A 16,391-nucleotide genomic window follows, 5' to 3' on the forward strand; every position below is an offset into this window, starting at 1 on the left:
ATTTTATTATTCAGCAAATGATTTTACTTGCTGATATTTTTTCATATCTACATAAAGTTCATTTTTGTATGGATTTCTCTTGGTCTTTACAGTCTTATAACTCATGAAAATCAATACTGCAATGTTGACTACTAATGCTGCAAAACTCCATATAGTTAATGCACTAGTATTATATGTGGAAGATACAGCAAATTTTCCACTATCGATAAATGATGGGAAAGTTTGTGCAAACATACACCATAGTGCTAATGTGTGGGCACGATGTTGTAACCAAGCACCTTTACCAATGGTAAATGCACATAGAGTAGGAACTAACAGTAAAGCAAATCCACAGTACCATGCATGACCTGGTAAGCAGTTATATGTGTATGCAAAGTTCCAAATGTCATAGGCTACAATCCAGAACCACATCATATCTGGCCATAACATATCCTGACTTCCATCCTTTCCAGTTTTCTTACGGATACAGATGCCAAACCATCCAGTGATAGCAATGATATTTATGATACCTGCTGCTGCGTTCATAAAATTCCATGGACCTCCAAGTACATACATTGCTTCATCAGCAAGAAATCCACCTTGTGCATAGTTAAGTCCTACTTCAATGTCACGAACTACTGCTTCACATATATTAATTGCAAGAATCAATGGTGGGAAGCAAAGTGCAAAACGACTGTCAGAAAGACGCCATTCTTTTCCGGTGTTCTTATTTTTGCCATGCAAATGACGAATACACCAAAAACCAATACAACCTGCGGTAGAAGAATACACCTTAGCAAGATGAAACCAGTCAGTATAAGTAGTGTCACTCAATACTGTAAACCAGAGAACAGAAAGTATAATAGGCATAATAATAAAACATAAGAATCCTGCTTCCTTGGATCTTCTTGTTACTTCATTTAAAGCAAATAACAGAACAAATACCAATATCCAAACAAGCCACACAGAAATTGCGGATGCACCGCCTTCATAGTTGAATATAAACATTCCAAATCCCCCTCCTTATTTACTCCAGTTTCGCTATTCTAGGATAGTAAACTGTCCATTTTATGATCTCCATTTCTCTGGTCATACCAGTATAACAGGTGTGGTTTTGATAAAATATTAACATAAATATGCTCTATATGCAATATTTTACATGGTTTTTAATACTTTTTTTCTATATTTTTCTTGTTTCTTTAGTGCTATTACATTATAATTATTATTGGCTTCTGTACATACCACAACCAGTTTAAAGGAGTGATAAAACCATATGGAGTTTAAGAAATTGAGTTCACCATCGTTAAAAGAATTATTTATTAAGGAACTAGAGATTATGATTCTATCTGGCAAACTACCCATAGGAAAAAAGCTTCCTTCAGAAAGAGAACTTGCTGAATCCATGCAGGTCAGCAGATCTGTAGTCAATGCTGGTATTTCAGAACTTGCCAGAAAAGGCTTTTTATTAATTAAACCAAGAGTGGGTACCTTTGTAGCTGATTATCGTAGAAACGGAACTATGGAAACTTTAATTTCTATTATGAATTATAACGGTGGAATATTAAGAGAAGCAGAAATACGTTCTATTTTGGAGCTTCGAATAGCATTTGACTCACTTGCCATAGAATTATGTATTCCAAAAATTACAGATGATGAAATTAATATATTAAAAGGATATGTAAAACAAATGGAGGAGGCAACCTCTCCAGAAGTGGCTTCTGAGATTGCCTTTAGCTTTCAACATGAACTTGCCTTTCTTTCCGGAAATACACTAATACCTTTGATCTTCTACTCATTTAAGGTTCCCATTCTATCCTTGTGGGAACGTTTCTGTAGATTATACGGTTTAGAATCTTTACACAAAAACACAGCTATTTTGTGTGATTACATTGAAAAAAGAGATACAGATAAAGCTTTAGAATGGCTAACTACCTCCATCAATGATACCATCAATGGCAGCAGACAAATTTACTATTAAAAATTAAGAATAAAAGATACGAATTATGGTTAAAACTATTGAATTCACAATTCACAATTGATTAACTGTAGCGGAGAACAGTGTTCTCCATAAAACCCAAATCCATTCCCATTATCAGATATTGGACATATAAAAAATGACGAACAATGTTCGCCGCTACAAAAATCTATACAGAAATTAGTTTGATTAAAACTAATTTCAACCACCATTTTCAATTGTCCATCGTCAATTCTCAATTGATTAGTTATTGGCTGTATATTAATCTTTAAATTAGTATATCTATATCTGCTCTTCCTTTATGAGGATAACGGCTTAATCCCCCGCAAATGTTTCTGCGAGGGATTTTGCTTATGGCTAAAAGTCTTTTACTACACTGATTCCCACTGCGTTAGCACTAGTCATCATAATCTCATCTTTTTATATATACTGATACTTAAATCCTAGTTAATTTAAGCTGAAAATCAAGGTACATCATTAATTATAGATTTAGTCATTCTAAAAATCCCTTTAAACTTTCTCTTGCAAAGACTAATATATTACCCTTAGTCTTTATTTCTCGTTATTTTCAGAATAAAATTTTAGGGCTTCTCCGATAAATTTGGATGAACCATTTCCATATTCCTTATTAGTTACTTTTATCATAATAGAATCTGACAAATAAAGCTCTGCTGTATACCCCCAATGATTTTCTCCCTCATCTACTTTTAAAGCTTCATTCTCTTCCTTGGTTTCCTCTGCTATTTCTTCAACAATTTGTTGAATCTCTTTTGAATTAGGATTTTTACTTAAGTCAGATACAAGCTTTTTATATAGTGTATTTAATTTAGGCTGCTTATCTCCCAAATTATTTTTTAGAGCTTCACCAATAAATTTAGATGCACCATTTCCATATTTATTATCAACTGCTTTTATCCATTCAGGCGCAAATAAATAAATTCGCACCATATAGTACCAGCGATCGTCTCCATTATCCATTTTGAAAATTTCATAATCTTTTTTAGCTGTATTTGTTATTTCTCCAGCAATTTGTTGAATCTCCTTTGAAGAAGAATCTTTATTCAAGTCAGATACAAGCTTTTTATATAATTCTTTTAATTCAGGATGATTATCTTCCAAGCAATCTTTTTTAAACTCATCATATTGTTCTGCTATAGTGAATACATCACTATTAAGATTTTTCTTCATAGCTTTAACATATTTTTCAATACTTCCATACTTCTTTATAGCCATTTTAGCAATTTCAGCTTGATTAGATTTAAATTTTTCAATATATTCATTATATTTATCTACACTACCATAATATTTAATTACCTTATCCTCATGTTCTTTTTTAAACTCTTCTAATGCATTAAAATATTCACTCATATCAAATTCTTTAAAACTCATTGTATTTTCTCCTTTTAATGTTCTATTTATAAGCTTTATTAAATTATTTAATCTGTTGCGTTTTAAAATAAGCAACCTTTTATGACTTTCTAGCGCTTGATTTTTATCAAAGCTAGGATTATCCATGATTTCTTTAATCTCTTTCAAAGGTAAATCAAGTTCTTTAAAAAATAAAATCTGCTGCAAGGTTTGAAGAGCTTCATCGTCATAAAGTCTGTAACCTGCATCTGTGAATTTGCTTGGTTTTAGGAGTCCAATCTCATCATAGTAATGTAGTGTACGTACACTTATTCCTGTAAAATCTGAAACTTGTTTTACTGTTCTCATTTCTACACCTCCAAGTTTCCTTTTAGAGTTATCAATACTGTCTAACAGTTTGCCGGCTATGATTTCTTGTCACTATCATCAAACTCTATCTTTACGTTACATTACCACGTAACGTTAGGGTCAATACTTTTTTAGGTTTTTATGCCCAAGATAATGTAAACATATCTTTATCTATAAAAAGACCTTTATTATTATAGTTTTTTATAAAAATAAATATCTTAACTATAAGAACTTCAAGAAAAAACTACCAAGTTATTACAACTTGGTAGCTCTTCAAATATATTAAACACATGCTTAGTATTAAATGTAAGATTATAAGAATTTAACAAATATGATTCCAATCATCATCAATACTAGAGTAGCAATTCTTCTACTATCAATCTTTCTTTTTTGTAGATTAAACATTCCAAACTGATCAATTATTAATGCCATAATCATTTGACCCAGTAGGAAAATCATAGTAGTTAAAACTGATCCAAGTACAGGCAGCAAGATAATGTTGCCTGTTAGAATAAATATTCCAAATATACCTCCCATATATGTCCAAATAGGAATACGCTTTTTTTCAGTGTTATACAAAGGAAACTCTAAGCGACGTTGAGTAATCAATATCAAAGTAGCCAAGATAATGGTGCCAACGAAAAAAGAAATAAAGGTAGCTCCTAAAATAGAACCGGTTGCAACACGAAGTTTTCCATTAATGGCAGTTTGCAATGGTGGTAAAAATCCAGCTAGAACTCCCAAAATTACCCAAATAATTTTACCATCCTTCTTTTCTTCTTGTGACGCCATAGTTAAATCTTTTCTCTTTTTAGGTTGAACCAATGAAATGGCGAAAATCATAATGACAACTCCGAGTGTTCTAGTAATGGTAACGGGATTAGCTTGTACACCGAACCACCCAAAGTGATCGATTAGGATTCCTACAATCATTTGCCCAGTTACGGTTACTAGCGTTGTAATTGAAGCACCAAGTTTTGAAAAAAGAATGATATTAGCCACATTAAAGCCAACACCAGTTATTGCTCCACCGATAAAAACATACAATGGATATGAAAAATCAATTCCAACTGTAATTCCTATAGGATCTATTATTAAATTTATAACCAGCAGTATCACTGTTCCTAAAGAAAATGCGATAAATGAAGCTGTTAAAGGTGTTTTTGAATAAGAGCTTAAACGAGCGCTTATAGATGCCTGAATAGGGAAAAACATCCCGATAATTATACCCATAATTAAGTAAAGTGTGATTTGCATAAGTTTGCCTCCTTTTATTTATTTATTACTTTTATTTTTAAATTGTAATGATACGATTAAAATTATTTTCTGAAATAACAATCAAAAATCAGTCTTTTTATCTAACTATCACACTAGGGACAGTTGAATAGATTTTCCGTAATATTGCCTTATATTTAGAATCGATAAAAGATATTTAACTCAATTGATTTAATATTTATCCATACCAATAATCAATCAAATTTATAATTAAAGATTTCAAAGACTCTTTATATCTTTAATTAATTAAAAAATAAGAGTGGATTATAAATCCACAGATATTTTCTTAACAAGATCTGATATTTTTCGATTCTTTAATTCTTCCTCCATTTTTTCCTCCGCCGAAAGCATCACTTTTTTTATAACGCATTCTGAATGAGATTCTAAACAGCAATCAAATAAAGATGATTTACCCTCAATAGCATGTATAATGTCCAAGAATGAAATATCTTCCCAATTTTGACTAAGCGAATAACCTCCGTTGACACCTGAAGAAGAATTGATCATTCCTTCCTTAACTAACTTGGTCAATATTTTGGACAAGTACGTTGGAGAAACTTTTTGTTTTTCTGCTAACTCCTGTACACTCACAAGTTTATTCGGTGTGTCTATTGCAAGAAAAAGCATGGTATGAAGAGCATAATTTGTAGCTTTTGAATACTTCATAACGTATGAATCACCTCCAATTAAAGACTTCATATATCTATAATAACCTTAATAGTCTTACTTTGTCAAATAGTTTTTTATTTGCTTTATATAACTTATTTATAGATAAACTACTTTTAAAATTAATGTATAGGTGAATATAGCTGCACCCTTAAGTATTTCAATTCGTAGCTTAAAATAATGCACAATTCACAATTAAGGTTGAAATTAGTTTTAATCAGACTAATTTCTTTAATAGATTTTTTAATAGAAGTGACTGCGTCACTTTGAAAAGAAATAAATTTAGAACTTCTCTTATAAAAGAGAATTATCAATAATTCTCAATTGTATAAGAGTTCCTCTAAGATTTAGTATAACTCAGAACGATACCAATAAATTTAACTAATACTTTGAAGAGACTACAGCTGCTAATTTGTTTATAATAAGTAACTATATTACTTTAAAACAAATTAATGCCGAATTCCTCAGCTTCCGCTGAGAAATATCCATAATTGTGAATTTTGCATTTTGCATTCAAAGTTTTAAGGGTGGAAGCCGAGTATTTCTTCATCTAATGAATACTATTAGATACATTGTTTGGACGTATATTCTGTAGTTTTAAATCTTTTTCTAGTTTATCTAATACTTTTAAACATATATTATAATAAGTAATTTCAAGGCTTTCATTCTTTAGACTTCTTTTACATATAATAAAAGTTAGAATTATGATTATAAAAAAAGCTGCTAAATATAAAAACATTGAATAAAATATATTTTTATTCTCACCTATTAAAACAAATCTATTAATAAAGATATTTAAAAAATTTGTAACAACTACTAGGATGGAAGCCGAGATACGTGTAAAAAGGGTCACAAGCTAGATAAATTTTACATATATAGATTTAATTTAAATAATTTAGGGTAGTACCAGCATCCCTGTCATGTACTGAAAGGTATCTGGAGTAAAATGGAACAAAAAAGTATAAGACATTAACCTAGCACAACAAATATAGTTAGGCTTTATATATTTAATAGTAATTAATAATCTGTGCCATCTAAGTATCCATTTGTAAATAATTGAAGATCTTTTTTTTATTTGGTTAAATGGCAGTATACGATATATTATATATGTACATAGTGTTATAGACTAATATCACTCGGTTTTAACTGTCTTAGTATAGATAGTCTGACAAAATCTACGCTAAGACATAAATTTATGAATTAAGAGTTAAATACTGTACTCCAGTTAAAATTCCCAGATTTCTTCGCTTTTTTAGGCCAATTGGAACACCATTTGGACACTAATGGTGTTTCTCTCTATCAAGACTAGGTGTGTATGGTTTAATATCCAAAACAGGAATTTCATTATCAGCATATATATAGGCTAAGCCAATAATGTCGTTTTGATAAAAAAGGAAGTCTGAGAATAATCAAACTTCCTTTTTACTTTAGAATATTCAATTGATATTTATACTATATTTTTAATATCATATGGTAATAAATTCTTCACTTATTAACCATTAATTTATAATTCTAGCATTAGCCCAATCAGCATGATCATTGTCTACACCATCTCCGCCGTCAGTAGCAACAAGCTTTAACTGGCTCACTCCAGTTACATTTACGTTTATTGATTTAGCTGGTGTACCTCCAGTAATCACACCACTGTCATAAAGTTTAACTCCATCCCCAAATACTTGGAATACTACACTACCATTATTACCAACCTCACTATCTACTCCTACATCAGCTCTGAACATTGCGAATTGATTTCCAAGGTCATAAACAGTTTCACTTACAGCATGTGTGCCAATTCCCTTTGTATAGTGTTGTCCATTAATACTAATTTGATTAGAATATACACTCTTATCCTTTTGTGTTGGAAGTGAAGGGAAAGTTGTGGTTGCAGATGTCCAGTCAACATCACTTAGATAAGTAGATGTATTGTATAATCTAGCATTAGCCCAGTCAGCGTGATCATTTGTTTCACCATCTCCGCCGTCAGTAACAACAAGCTTCAACTGGCTCACTCCAGTTACATTTAACCTTATTGTTTTAGCTGGTGTAGCTCCGGTCATCAAGCCACTATCATAAAGTTTTACTCCATCTGCATATACTTGGAATATTACACTACCATTATTAACGACCTCACTGTCAACTCCTAAGTCAGTTTCAAAATTTGTGAATTGCTTTCCAAGGTTATAAACAGTTTCACTTGAAGCATGTGTTCCAATTCCCTTTGCATAAGTTTTTCCATTAAGTGTAATTTGATGAGAGTCTACACTCTTATCTTTTTGTGTTGGACGTGGAGAGTAACTTGTGGTTGCAGATACCCAGTTAAGATCGCTTAAATAGGTTAAATCAGTAAAAGCATTCACACCATAAGATATTTCAGGAGTTGCTGCTTTTACGGATGTTGTTGGCATCATTGCAAAAGTTTGAAAAAATACTGTAGATGTGATTAGAGACGTAGCTAATAAAAGTTTTAATTTTTTATTCATTAATACCTCCAAAATAAATTAAAATTATTATTTTACATTAATTACCTTTTAAGTATATATATTCTTTTTTAGCTTGTCAATCATAATATTTATAATAAATATAAATCCTACTTACAAAAGGCTATAGATTATTTGAAATTGAATTGTCCATTTGATTAAAGTTTACTTAAACATATAATGGAAGCTGAGATACGTGTAAAAAGGGCCACAAGCTAGATAAATTTTATTTGGATATGGTTCTAACATGGGCCCTGTTCAAACTTCAAAGCATATTAGGGGTTCTATTACACCTCATATGATAAGTTTTACAAACAAAAGACATATTACAGAAGAAAAATTAGATAAAGCTCTAGTTGATGTTATTAATTTTTATAATAAGTTTTCCTTACCTAAACTGTGGTGAAAAGTTAATGTAGTGGCAGCAGATGGAACACAGCTAGATACTTATTCTCAAAATTTATTAGCAGAAAATCATATTAGATATGGTGGTATTGGAAATATAGCTTACAATCATGTTTCAGATACATGTATAGCATTATTCAGTCATTTCATACCCTGTGGTGTATGGGAAGCAGTGCATATAATAGATGGGCTATTGAAGAATAAATCTGATATTCAACCTGATACGATTCATGCGGATACTCAAGGACAATCAACAACAGTATTTGCATTGACACATCTTTTAGGGATAAATCTAATGCCTAGAATACGTAACTAGAAAGATCTAAAATCCTACAAAGTTGACAAAGACTTAAAATATACTTATATAGAAGCATTGTTTAATGCTACAATTAACTGGAATATCATAGAAACACATTATAAGGATCTATTTCAAGTTGCTTTATCAATTAAGGCTGGTAAGGTATTACCTTCTATGCTCCTTAGGAAACTTAATAATGAAAGTAAAAAGAATAAGCTATCCCAAGCGTTCAGAGAGCTTGGCAGTGTAATAAGAACTATTTATCTACTGGAATTTATATCAAACTTTGAACTAAGAGAAAAAATAACTGAAAGTACTAATAAAGTTAAAGCTTATAATTGGTTTCTAAAGTGGTTTTTCTTTGGAGGAGAAGGCATCATCTGTGAAAATGATCCAGATGAGCAAAATAAGATTATAAAATACAATGAATTATTAGCAAATGCAGTTATACTTCATAATGTAATTGACATAAATATTGCTCTTGAAAAATTAGCTGTTGAAGGTGTAATTGTAACCAAAGAAGAGATTAAATCTTTGAGTCCATATATGACAGCACATATTAAAAGGTTTGGAGAATACATTATAGATTTAAATGAAATTCCTGATCCAATACATGAAGTTGATCTTGAACAAATAATAGAAGAGGCTGCTGTGTAAATTTTTTACACCTTGTGGCCCCTTTTACACGTATCTCGGCTTCCACCCTTTAACTATGTCACTAAAAAGTAGCAATTAGCTTCACATATATTTAATATTAAAAATAGTATATCTACACTATACCCCTCTATAAATTTTTAGATACATGAGAAATATGGATTCATGCCAATGACTATCGGGTTCGTCATGTGTAGTGTTTTTTAGATTTGTAGTTTCATCACCGATCTCATTTCAAATTGTATTTCTATTACAATTTTCTGTTTACTTAATGTAAGTCTGAAGATAAATACACTTCAAAAGTCGTTCCACTTTTATCTGCTTTTACAATCCGTATATCTCCATCATGAAGTTCAACGATTTTCTTTGCAGAGTCAAGTGATACCGTTGCCTTTTGTTGCATGAGAGGTATCGCCCTGATAAAATTTATCAAAAATACGTGCTGCCGTTTCTGAGTTCATACCACTCCCCTGATCAGAAATAGTGAAGATAATATTTCCTTGTTTATTAATGATACGAATATCAATAGCTGAATTTTCCGGTGAAAATTTAATAGCATTATCAATTAAGTTAATCCACACCTGTTTAAGCAATTCTTCATTTCCATACAGAAAAATTCATCGCAATCGAAAGAAATTTCAATATTCTTCTTTGTCCATTTACTTTCCAACAATGCAACCACCCTACGGACTTGTTCGCTGACATTATAACGAGCCCTGTCTGTTACGATTGTTTGATTTTCTATTTTTGAAAGATTCAGTACATTGGTGGCTAGGTCAGCAAGACGATCTGATTCACTGATGATAATATCAAGATATTCATCCCTCTCCTCTTTGGAAAGGTCATCATATTTCAGCATTTTTGCAAAGCCCCGTACAGAAACGATGGGCGTTTTGAATTCGTGGGAAAAATTATTGACAAAATCAGAGCGTAACATTTATGCTTCCCAGTTCTTCTGCCATATGGTTGAAACTTATGTTCAGCTTTTGTAATTCGTCCGCCCCTTTTAGATGAATCCGCGCGCTGAAATCCCCCTCAGCCAATCTGTCAACTGCTGAAATAATTACACGCAAAGGAGTAAGCGGAATACGACTGAAAATCATCGCAATGATTGTTCCTACAAGCACACTGATCATAGCAAACCCAAAACGGCATGATAGGCTCTCGTGAAGGATTCGGATTATACAAGCCAGTACGGCTAAGTATCAAAAACACTACAACCAGAAATAATGTCGACAATAACATAATTATAAAAATAATAGCTGCAAACATCATCGCTAGCTGAAACCTCCCTGGCTTTTTACAAAATTTATTCACACTTCTTCACCGCCTTATATCCAATACCACGAATAGCAACAATTTCAAATTCGGTATAGCTTTCAAAACCGCTTACGCAGACGGGTAATATGCACATTTACCGTAGTATCTACCGTTTCAGACTCCATTCCCCATATCTCATCCATCAATTGAATGCGAGTAAAAATCTTATCAGGATAAGACAATAACTTATAGAGCAGATAAAACTCCTTTTGTGGCAGTGTCTGGCTTTCTTTCTCTCTAGTAACTGTTAATGCGTCGTAATCTAGTGTAACTTTGCCAATATGCAGTTTACGTTCGTTTACAATCTGCGCACGGCGCAGCAATGCCTTGATACGAAGCAGCATTTCTTCCTCGTTGACAGGCTTTACCATATAATCATCCGTTCCAACAATAAACCCCTTACATTTATCCTCAGGCAACTGCTTTGCTGTTACCATGAGAATCGGTGTATTAATTTTACAGCTGCGAAGCTGTTTGGTAAATTCATACCCGTCCATTTCCGGCATCATAATATCCAGAATAATCAAATCAATATGCTGCGTATCCATCAGCTCCAGCGCAGCAACACCATTTTCCGCATGAAGTGCTTCATATCCTGCGTGTTTCAGCACCGCCTGCATCAGTCGTGCAGTATTTTTATCATCTTCTACAACTAAAATCTGAAACATAAAATCATTCCTCCTATCTCATTTTTGCTTTCGGCAAGTAATGTCAGAACTGTTCTCTCGTCATGCTCAAACTCGAAAATACTTCATAATTTCAAGCAAAACTCAAAATGCCTTTCACGTTCTCGGTGACTTCGCTCGTCAAATAATCATAAATAACCCTGCTTAAACAAACTTAGCATCACTGTCCATGATTACTTTGCCCTGCCTTTTATAGGTATTATACCCTGGGAACATAAACCTAAAATAAACTAATTCAAATTTTATTTTTTACTGTCTGAGTTTATTTTCAGTTTTTGAAAATATTGTAGAATAGATTCTGTTGAAAAAAATTCTCAATAAAGACAAAACAAAAAGGAGTTGACACAGTATGCTTCAAATCAAAAATATATGCAAAAAATATACCACAGGGGATTTGGTGCACTCCGCCCTCGATGGTGTCAGTCTGAACCTTCGTGACAACGAATTGCCATTCTTGACCAGCGGTTCTGGTAAAACTACATTACTGAACATCATCGGCGGTCTCGACCGCTATGACAGTGGCGATCTTATCATCAACGGCATCTCTACTCAAAAGTACAAAGATGGCGATTGGAATTCTTATCGCAACCATACAATCGGTTTTGTTTTTCAAAGCTATAACCTTATTCCACATCAGTCAGTATTGTCAAACGTTGAATTGGCACTGACGATTTCTGGTATTTCCAAGAGCGAGCGTCGAAAACGTGCGGTGGACTTTGAAAAAGTAGGGCTGGGTAATCAGCTTCACAAAAAGCCGAATCAAATGTCCGGCGGACAAATGCAGCGTGTTGCAATCGCCCGTGCGCTTGTAAATAATCCAGATATTCTTCTTGCGGACGAACCAACGAAGTACGGATAGCGAAACAAGTGTACAGGTTATGGAGCTACTGAAAGAAGTAGCGAAAGACAGACTTGTAATCATGGTTACACATAACCCAGAACTGGCAGACCAATATGCTACCCGTATTGTGAAACTGCGGGATGGAAATATAACCGACGATTCCAACCCATATCAGGTAGATGAAAAACAAACTGTGCCTCCACAGCACAAAAATATGGGTAAAACATCCATGTCCTTTCTAACAGCCTTATCTCTAAGCCTCAATAATCTGAAGACAAAAAAGGCAAGGACGATTCTTACCTCATTTGCCGGAAGTATAGGCATCATTGGAATCGCACTAATACTGGCGCTTTCCAGCGGTATCAACGCATATATTGGAAATGTGCAGAAAGATACTCTATCAACCTATCCTGTCAGCATTGAAAGTAACAACACGGATATGACCTCCATGATGTCTGAATTTATGTTTAAGAATACAGAAGACGGCGTGGATCATGACCTTGACAAGGTATATTCTAATAACATTACCACGAGAATGTTTTCTACACTGAGCAAAGAAACAAAGGCAAACGACTTGGGAACTTTCAAGAAATATATTGAAAGCGATGAATCCAACATTCTCGATTATGTTTCCTCCATTCAATATGGATACGATTTAGACTTGCAGATTTACAGTTCCGATACCTCGGATGGCGTTTTACAATTAAATCCCAGTGAACTATTGAACAGTAGTGGCATGGGCAACATGAGTGGTTTCGGTGCCCCAAGCATGATGAGTATTGATGTTTTTGAGGAAATGCTCGGCAACAAAAAGCTTTTGGAATCTCAATATGATGTTCTTTCCGGACGCTTCCCGGATGAAGACGCATATAACGAGGTAGTGCTTGTAGTTGATGAAAACAACGAAATCAGCGATATGACTCTTACTCCATAGGTTTAATGAATCAGGAAGAATACAAGGAAATAATGAAGGCTGCCATGAGTGGTGGTGATGTCAAAGAATCTGAACAGGCTTCCTTTACTTATGATGAAATTCTCGGTACTACATTCAAACTGGTACTTTGAACACTGATTACTATAAGTATGACAAAGAATCCGGTGTTTGGGAAGATATGCGAAAAGATGAAAATTATATGACCAAACTGGTTGATAATGCCCTTGAGCTGAAAGTTGTTGGTATTCTTCGTCCAAATACTGAAGCTAGCGCTACTTCCATCAGTGGATCAGTGGGATACACCTCTGCACTTACCAAATACGTTGTCAATGGTAACAATGACAGTGAAATTGCAAAAACGCAGCTTGCTAATCCTAACACCAACGTCTTTACCAATATGCCTTTTGATATGGACGACTATGCGAATAATCTGACCATGGATGATGTGAACAAATATGTGGCAACGTTGTCTCCTGAGGAACAGCAGCAGGTTCAAGTGATGTTGTCCACCATGAGCGAAGAAGAAATTCTGAAGACCTTTGGTGAACAAATGCAAGCAAATGCCGAAGAGGAATCCTCTTACGAGAATAACATCTCCACATTGGGCATCGTAGATATGGATCAACCGTCTGTCATCAATATCTATCCTGTAGACTTTGAAGCCAAAGATGAAATTACATCAATCATTGAGGATTATAACGATGCACAAACCACCGCTGTACTATGAAGAAATGACTATCGGCTATACAGATATGGTTGTATAATGATGTCTTCCGTGACAACTATCATCAATATGATCAGCTATGTATTGATTGGATTTGTGGCAATATCTCTGGTAGTATCCTCAATTATGATTGGTATCATCACCTATATCTCCGTTATAGAACGTACAAAAGAAATTGGTATCTTGCGTAGTATCGGTGCATCTAAGCGAAACATTTCCAGCATCTTCAATGCAGAAACTATGATTGTTGGATTTGCTTCTGATGCCCTCGGTATCGTTATCACTTTACTACTGTTGATTCCAACCAATGCAATCATCGCCTCAGTGTCCGGTGTTTCCGGCATTGCTTCCTTGCCATGGGAATATGCAATTATACTTGTTGTAATCAGCATGGTATTAACTTTGATTGCTGGTCTGATTCCTTCCGGAAAAGCTGCTAAAAAAGATCCAGTTACAGCTCTCAGAACAGAGTAATATTATAATACACAATGCTTCCAGCGAAACTTTTAAGCCAAAAGTATTGTGATATATCCTTTCATATTCCATAAAGAAGAGGTTTAAAAGCTAATTTAATAAAATCCCATATTTAAAAAAGAGGTATTGTTTTTACAGCGATACGCTCCTCTTATATATGGACAGTTTAGAATTCTAATAATTCTCATATACTTGAAAGGGAACAGTACACAAGCAATGTCTCTACTTTTATTCAGATTGTCTGTATGTTACAGATTTAATAGGTGAAATTGAAAAATTTGATTTTCCTATTTAAAATTGTGTTAATAGGGTGTCATCATTCATAAATACCCGATGTTATCTATAAAAAACCCTAAAAATCAGGGCAAAAAAGGGGCATTTTTCGCCCCAATTTTTGTCCGTTTTTCACGTCATAACCACAACATCTTGTGATCAAATTGCCTTATTTGTCCTTTCAATCACAATTCATCATCAAACCTATGCACTCAACGTGTGCTGTCTGTTGGAGCATGTCTACTGGTTGTACTTCTAGGGTTTTATATCCTAACTCATTTAGTATTCTTAAATCTCTTACTAGAGTTGCTGAATCACAGGAAAGGTAGACTATTTTTTTGTGGTGATATTTTGACTATGGCTTGAAATAGTGATTCCTTGCAGCCTTTTCTTGGTGGGTCTATTATTTTTTGAAGATGCCTTACTTAAGGCATAATTATGAACCGTCCCTTACATGTATAAATCTATTCCTCAAGAATACAAGAATATAAACAAAGGATAGAGGCTTTAGATGAAGAGACTATTAACGTTATAGCTACAGATATATTTGATATTGATAATTTAGATGAATTGCAAAAGTATCTTTAAGTGAATTGTGGTGTAAAATTATGTACTTCAACCTCCCTTTTAGATACTCAAATACTTTTATAAGACTTACAAATTGAAAACTAATTTATCATGACCTAATTCTGAAAATATATTTGTAAGCACAAAAGAGCTAAACATCTAGTGAATAGGGGCTTTTTCCAGAGTATCTTCGCTGCGTGCTTAACTCTCTAATTGAGAAGCATATAAATATATATTTACATAATAAAATCTACTCATTCTCATCTATATTCCAAAGCTATTTCTCATCATTCCATAATAAATTAATTGTAATCTTTCTATAATATTTGAAAATTTATTACATGTAGTATATAATATGGTTATAAAGCTTAATTAAAGATATTTTTCATATTGCTACAATTTAAGTAAAACAAAGTAATTAGTTGTATCTACCCATTTTTTTATATTCCAAGTATGGCTTTTTAATTAAAAACATATAAATTAGGGCTTATATAAAAAGAGGAACTCCTAAAATATTTATAAGAAGTTCTTTTTTTATGCGCTCATTCTTCTAAAATTTCAAAGGAAATCAAAGGGAATATATTTGTTCTTTTAATAAGAATACAACTAGAGGTTATATACATATAACCTCTAAAATTATGCCACCATTCTTTCGCTAAGCTTACCAAATATAGAGTTCCACAATGAAAAAATTTTATGCTTTTCAGTATTATAATTTGAACTATTGGATTCACAACTTTTTCAATTCACAATTCACAATTCACAATTTTGGATATTTCTCAGCAGAAGCTGATAAATTTAGAATCTATTAACTGTAGAGGAGAACAGTGTTCTCCACAAAACCCAAATCCATTCCCATTATCATATATTTGGCATATAAAAAATGGCGAACAATGTTCGCCGCTATAAAAATCTATTTAAAGAAATTAATTTCCTCATCAATTGTCAATTGTCCATTTTCAACTCTCCATTGATTAAAGTTGTGAATTGGAATATTTAAGGGGTAACTATATTTGGCTATACATTAATTTTTTAGATAGTTTATCTATATAGTTCTTATCTAGCTGGCATTAGTGGTCTTTGGCTATGGGTAATTATTAAACCATAATTTTAAAATAAATATATTG

General features: G+C 33.1%; 9 protein-coding genes and 4 pseudogenes. 3 read left to right on the forward strand and 10 right to left on the reverse strand.

Going from position 1 to position 16,391, the window contains the following annotated elements:
* Positions 1-6: 6 nt before the first annotated feature.
* Positions 7-987 carry a DUF5692 family protein gene (locus tag ACWPW7_RS19865; protein ID WP_454054941.1) on the reverse strand — a complete coding sequence of 327 codons (981 nt, stop codon included), beginning with the start codon at positions 985-987 and terminating at the stop codon, positions 7-9.
* A 265-nt stretch (positions 988-1,252) separates the two neighbouring features.
* Between ACWPW7_RS19865 and ACWPW7_RS19870 the strand changes: the two genes are divergently transcribed.
* On the forward strand, positions 1,253-1,957 hold the full coding sequence (locus ACWPW7_RS19870) for a FadR/GntR family transcriptional regulator (protein ID WP_454054942.1): 705 nt from the start codon (positions 1,253-1,255) through the stop codon (positions 1,955-1,957).
* 549 nt (positions 1,958-2,506) lie between these two features.
* Here the strand turns inward: ACWPW7_RS19870 and ACWPW7_RS19875 are convergent.
* The 4 genes from ACWPW7_RS19875 to ACWPW7_RS19890 all read right to left on the reverse strand — a co-directional run bounded on the left by ACWPW7_RS19875 (position 2,507) and on the right by ACWPW7_RS19890 (position 8,091).
* Positions 2,507-3,670: a MerR family transcriptional regulator gene (locus tag ACWPW7_RS19875; RefSeq protein WP_454054943.1), complete on the reverse strand. Its 1,164-nt coding sequence runs from the start codon at positions 3,668-3,670 to the stop codon at positions 2,507-2,509.
* A 312-nt stretch (positions 3,671-3,982) separates the two neighbouring features.
* Positions 3,983-4,927 (reverse strand): DMT family transporter, encoded by a 945-nt coding sequence (locus ACWPW7_RS19880; protein ID WP_454054944.1) that lies wholly within the window; start codon positions 4,925-4,927, stop codon positions 3,983-3,985.
* A 282-nt stretch (positions 4,928-5,209) separates the two neighbouring features.
* Positions 5,210-5,611 (reverse strand): Rrf2 family transcriptional regulator, encoded by a 402-nt coding sequence (locus tag ACWPW7_RS19885; protein ID WP_454054945.1) that lies wholly within the window; start codon positions 5,609-5,611, stop codon positions 5,210-5,212.
* 1,499 nt (positions 5,612-7,110) lie between these two features.
* Complete coding sequence (locus ACWPW7_RS19890) at positions 7,111-8,091, reverse strand: NPCBM/NEW2 domain-containing protein (protein ID WP_454054946.1); 981 nt, start codon at positions 8,089-8,091, stop codon at positions 7,111-7,113.
* 220 nt (positions 8,092-8,311) lie between these two features.
* On the opposite strand from ACWPW7_RS19890, the pseudogene ACWPW7_RS19895 reads away from it, so the two are divergent.
* Positions 8,312-9,448, forward strand: a pseudogene (locus ACWPW7_RS19895) (transposase).
* Between the two features lie 371 nt (positions 9,449-9,819).
* Here ACWPW7_RS19895 and ACWPW7_RS19900 read toward each other — a convergent pair.
* The 4 genes and pseudogenes from ACWPW7_RS19900 to ACWPW7_RS19915 form a co-directional block, all read right to left on the reverse strand.
* Complete coding sequence (locus ACWPW7_RS19900) at positions 9,820-10,026, reverse strand: sensor histidine kinase (protein ID WP_454054947.1); 207 nt, start codon at positions 10,024-10,026, stop codon at positions 9,820-9,822.
* Entirely contained in the window at positions 10,011-10,382 is a 372-nt protein-coding gene (locus ACWPW7_RS19905; protein WP_454054948.1) for a sensor histidine kinase, read from the reverse strand. The genes ACWPW7_RS19900 and ACWPW7_RS19905 overlap by 16 nt, the downstream gene beginning before the upstream one ends.
* A complete protein-coding gene (locus ACWPW7_RS19910) occupies positions 10,369-10,581 on the reverse strand; it encodes a HAMP domain-containing protein (RefSeq protein ID WP_454054949.1) in 213 nt (70 codons plus the stop codon). The genes ACWPW7_RS19905 and ACWPW7_RS19910 overlap by 14 nt, the downstream gene beginning before the upstream one ends.
* A gap of 173 nt (positions 10,582-10,754) precedes the next feature.
* Positions 10,755-11,433: pseudogene (locus tag ACWPW7_RS19915) on the reverse strand (response regulator transcription factor).
* 367 nt (positions 11,434-11,800) lie between these two features.
* On the opposite strand from ACWPW7_RS19915, the pseudogene ACWPW7_RS19920 reads away from it, so the two are divergent.
* Positions 11,801-14,424, forward strand: a pseudogene (locus tag ACWPW7_RS19920) (ATP-binding cassette domain-containing protein).
* Positions 14,425-14,878: 454 nt separating this feature from the next.
* On the opposite strand, the pseudogene ACWPW7_RS19925 reads toward ACWPW7_RS19920, so the two are convergent.
* Positions 14,879-15,104, reverse strand: a pseudogene (locus tag ACWPW7_RS19925) (23S rRNA (uracil(1939)-C(5))-methyltransferase RlmD); the annotation flags it as partial.
* Positions 15,105-16,391: the final 1,287 nt, after the last annotated feature.

This window comes from Clostridium sp. Marseille-Q7071 (assembly GCF_965112025.1).

What these genes read in the sequence shown, in the direction of transcription:
- ACWPW7_RS19865 (WP_454054941.1), bottom strand. Translation starts at nt 987, where the DNA reads ATGTTTATATTCAACTATGAAGGCGGTGCATCCGCAATTTCTGTGTGG.
- ACWPW7_RS19870 (WP_454054942.1), top strand. Translation starts at nt 1,253, where the DNA reads ATGGAGTTTAAGAAATTGAGTTCACCATCGTTAAAAGAATTATTTATT.
- ACWPW7_RS19875 (WP_454054943.1), bottom strand. Translation starts at nt 3,670, where the DNA reads ATGAGAACAGTAAAACAAGTTTCAGATTTTACAGGAATAAGTGTACGT.
- ACWPW7_RS19880 (WP_454054944.1), bottom strand. Translation starts at nt 4,927, where the DNA reads ATGCAAATCACACTTTACTTAATTATGGGTATAATTATCGGGATGTTT.
- ACWPW7_RS19885 (WP_454054945.1), bottom strand. Translation starts at nt 5,611, where the DNA reads ATGAAGTATTCAAAAGCTACAAATTATGCTCTTCATACCATGCTTTTT.
- ACWPW7_RS19890 (WP_454054946.1), bottom strand. Translation starts at nt 8,091, where the DNA reads ATGAATAAAAAATTAAAACTTTTATTAGCTACGTCTCTAATCACATCT.
- ACWPW7_RS19905 (WP_454054948.1), bottom strand. Translation starts at nt 10,382, where the DNA reads ATGTTACGCTCTGATTTTGTCAATAATTTTTCCCACGAATTCAAAACG.
- ACWPW7_RS19910 (WP_454054949.1), bottom strand. Translation starts at nt 10,581, where the DNA reads ATGATCAGTGTGCTTGTAGGAACAATCATTGCGATGATTTTCAGTCGT.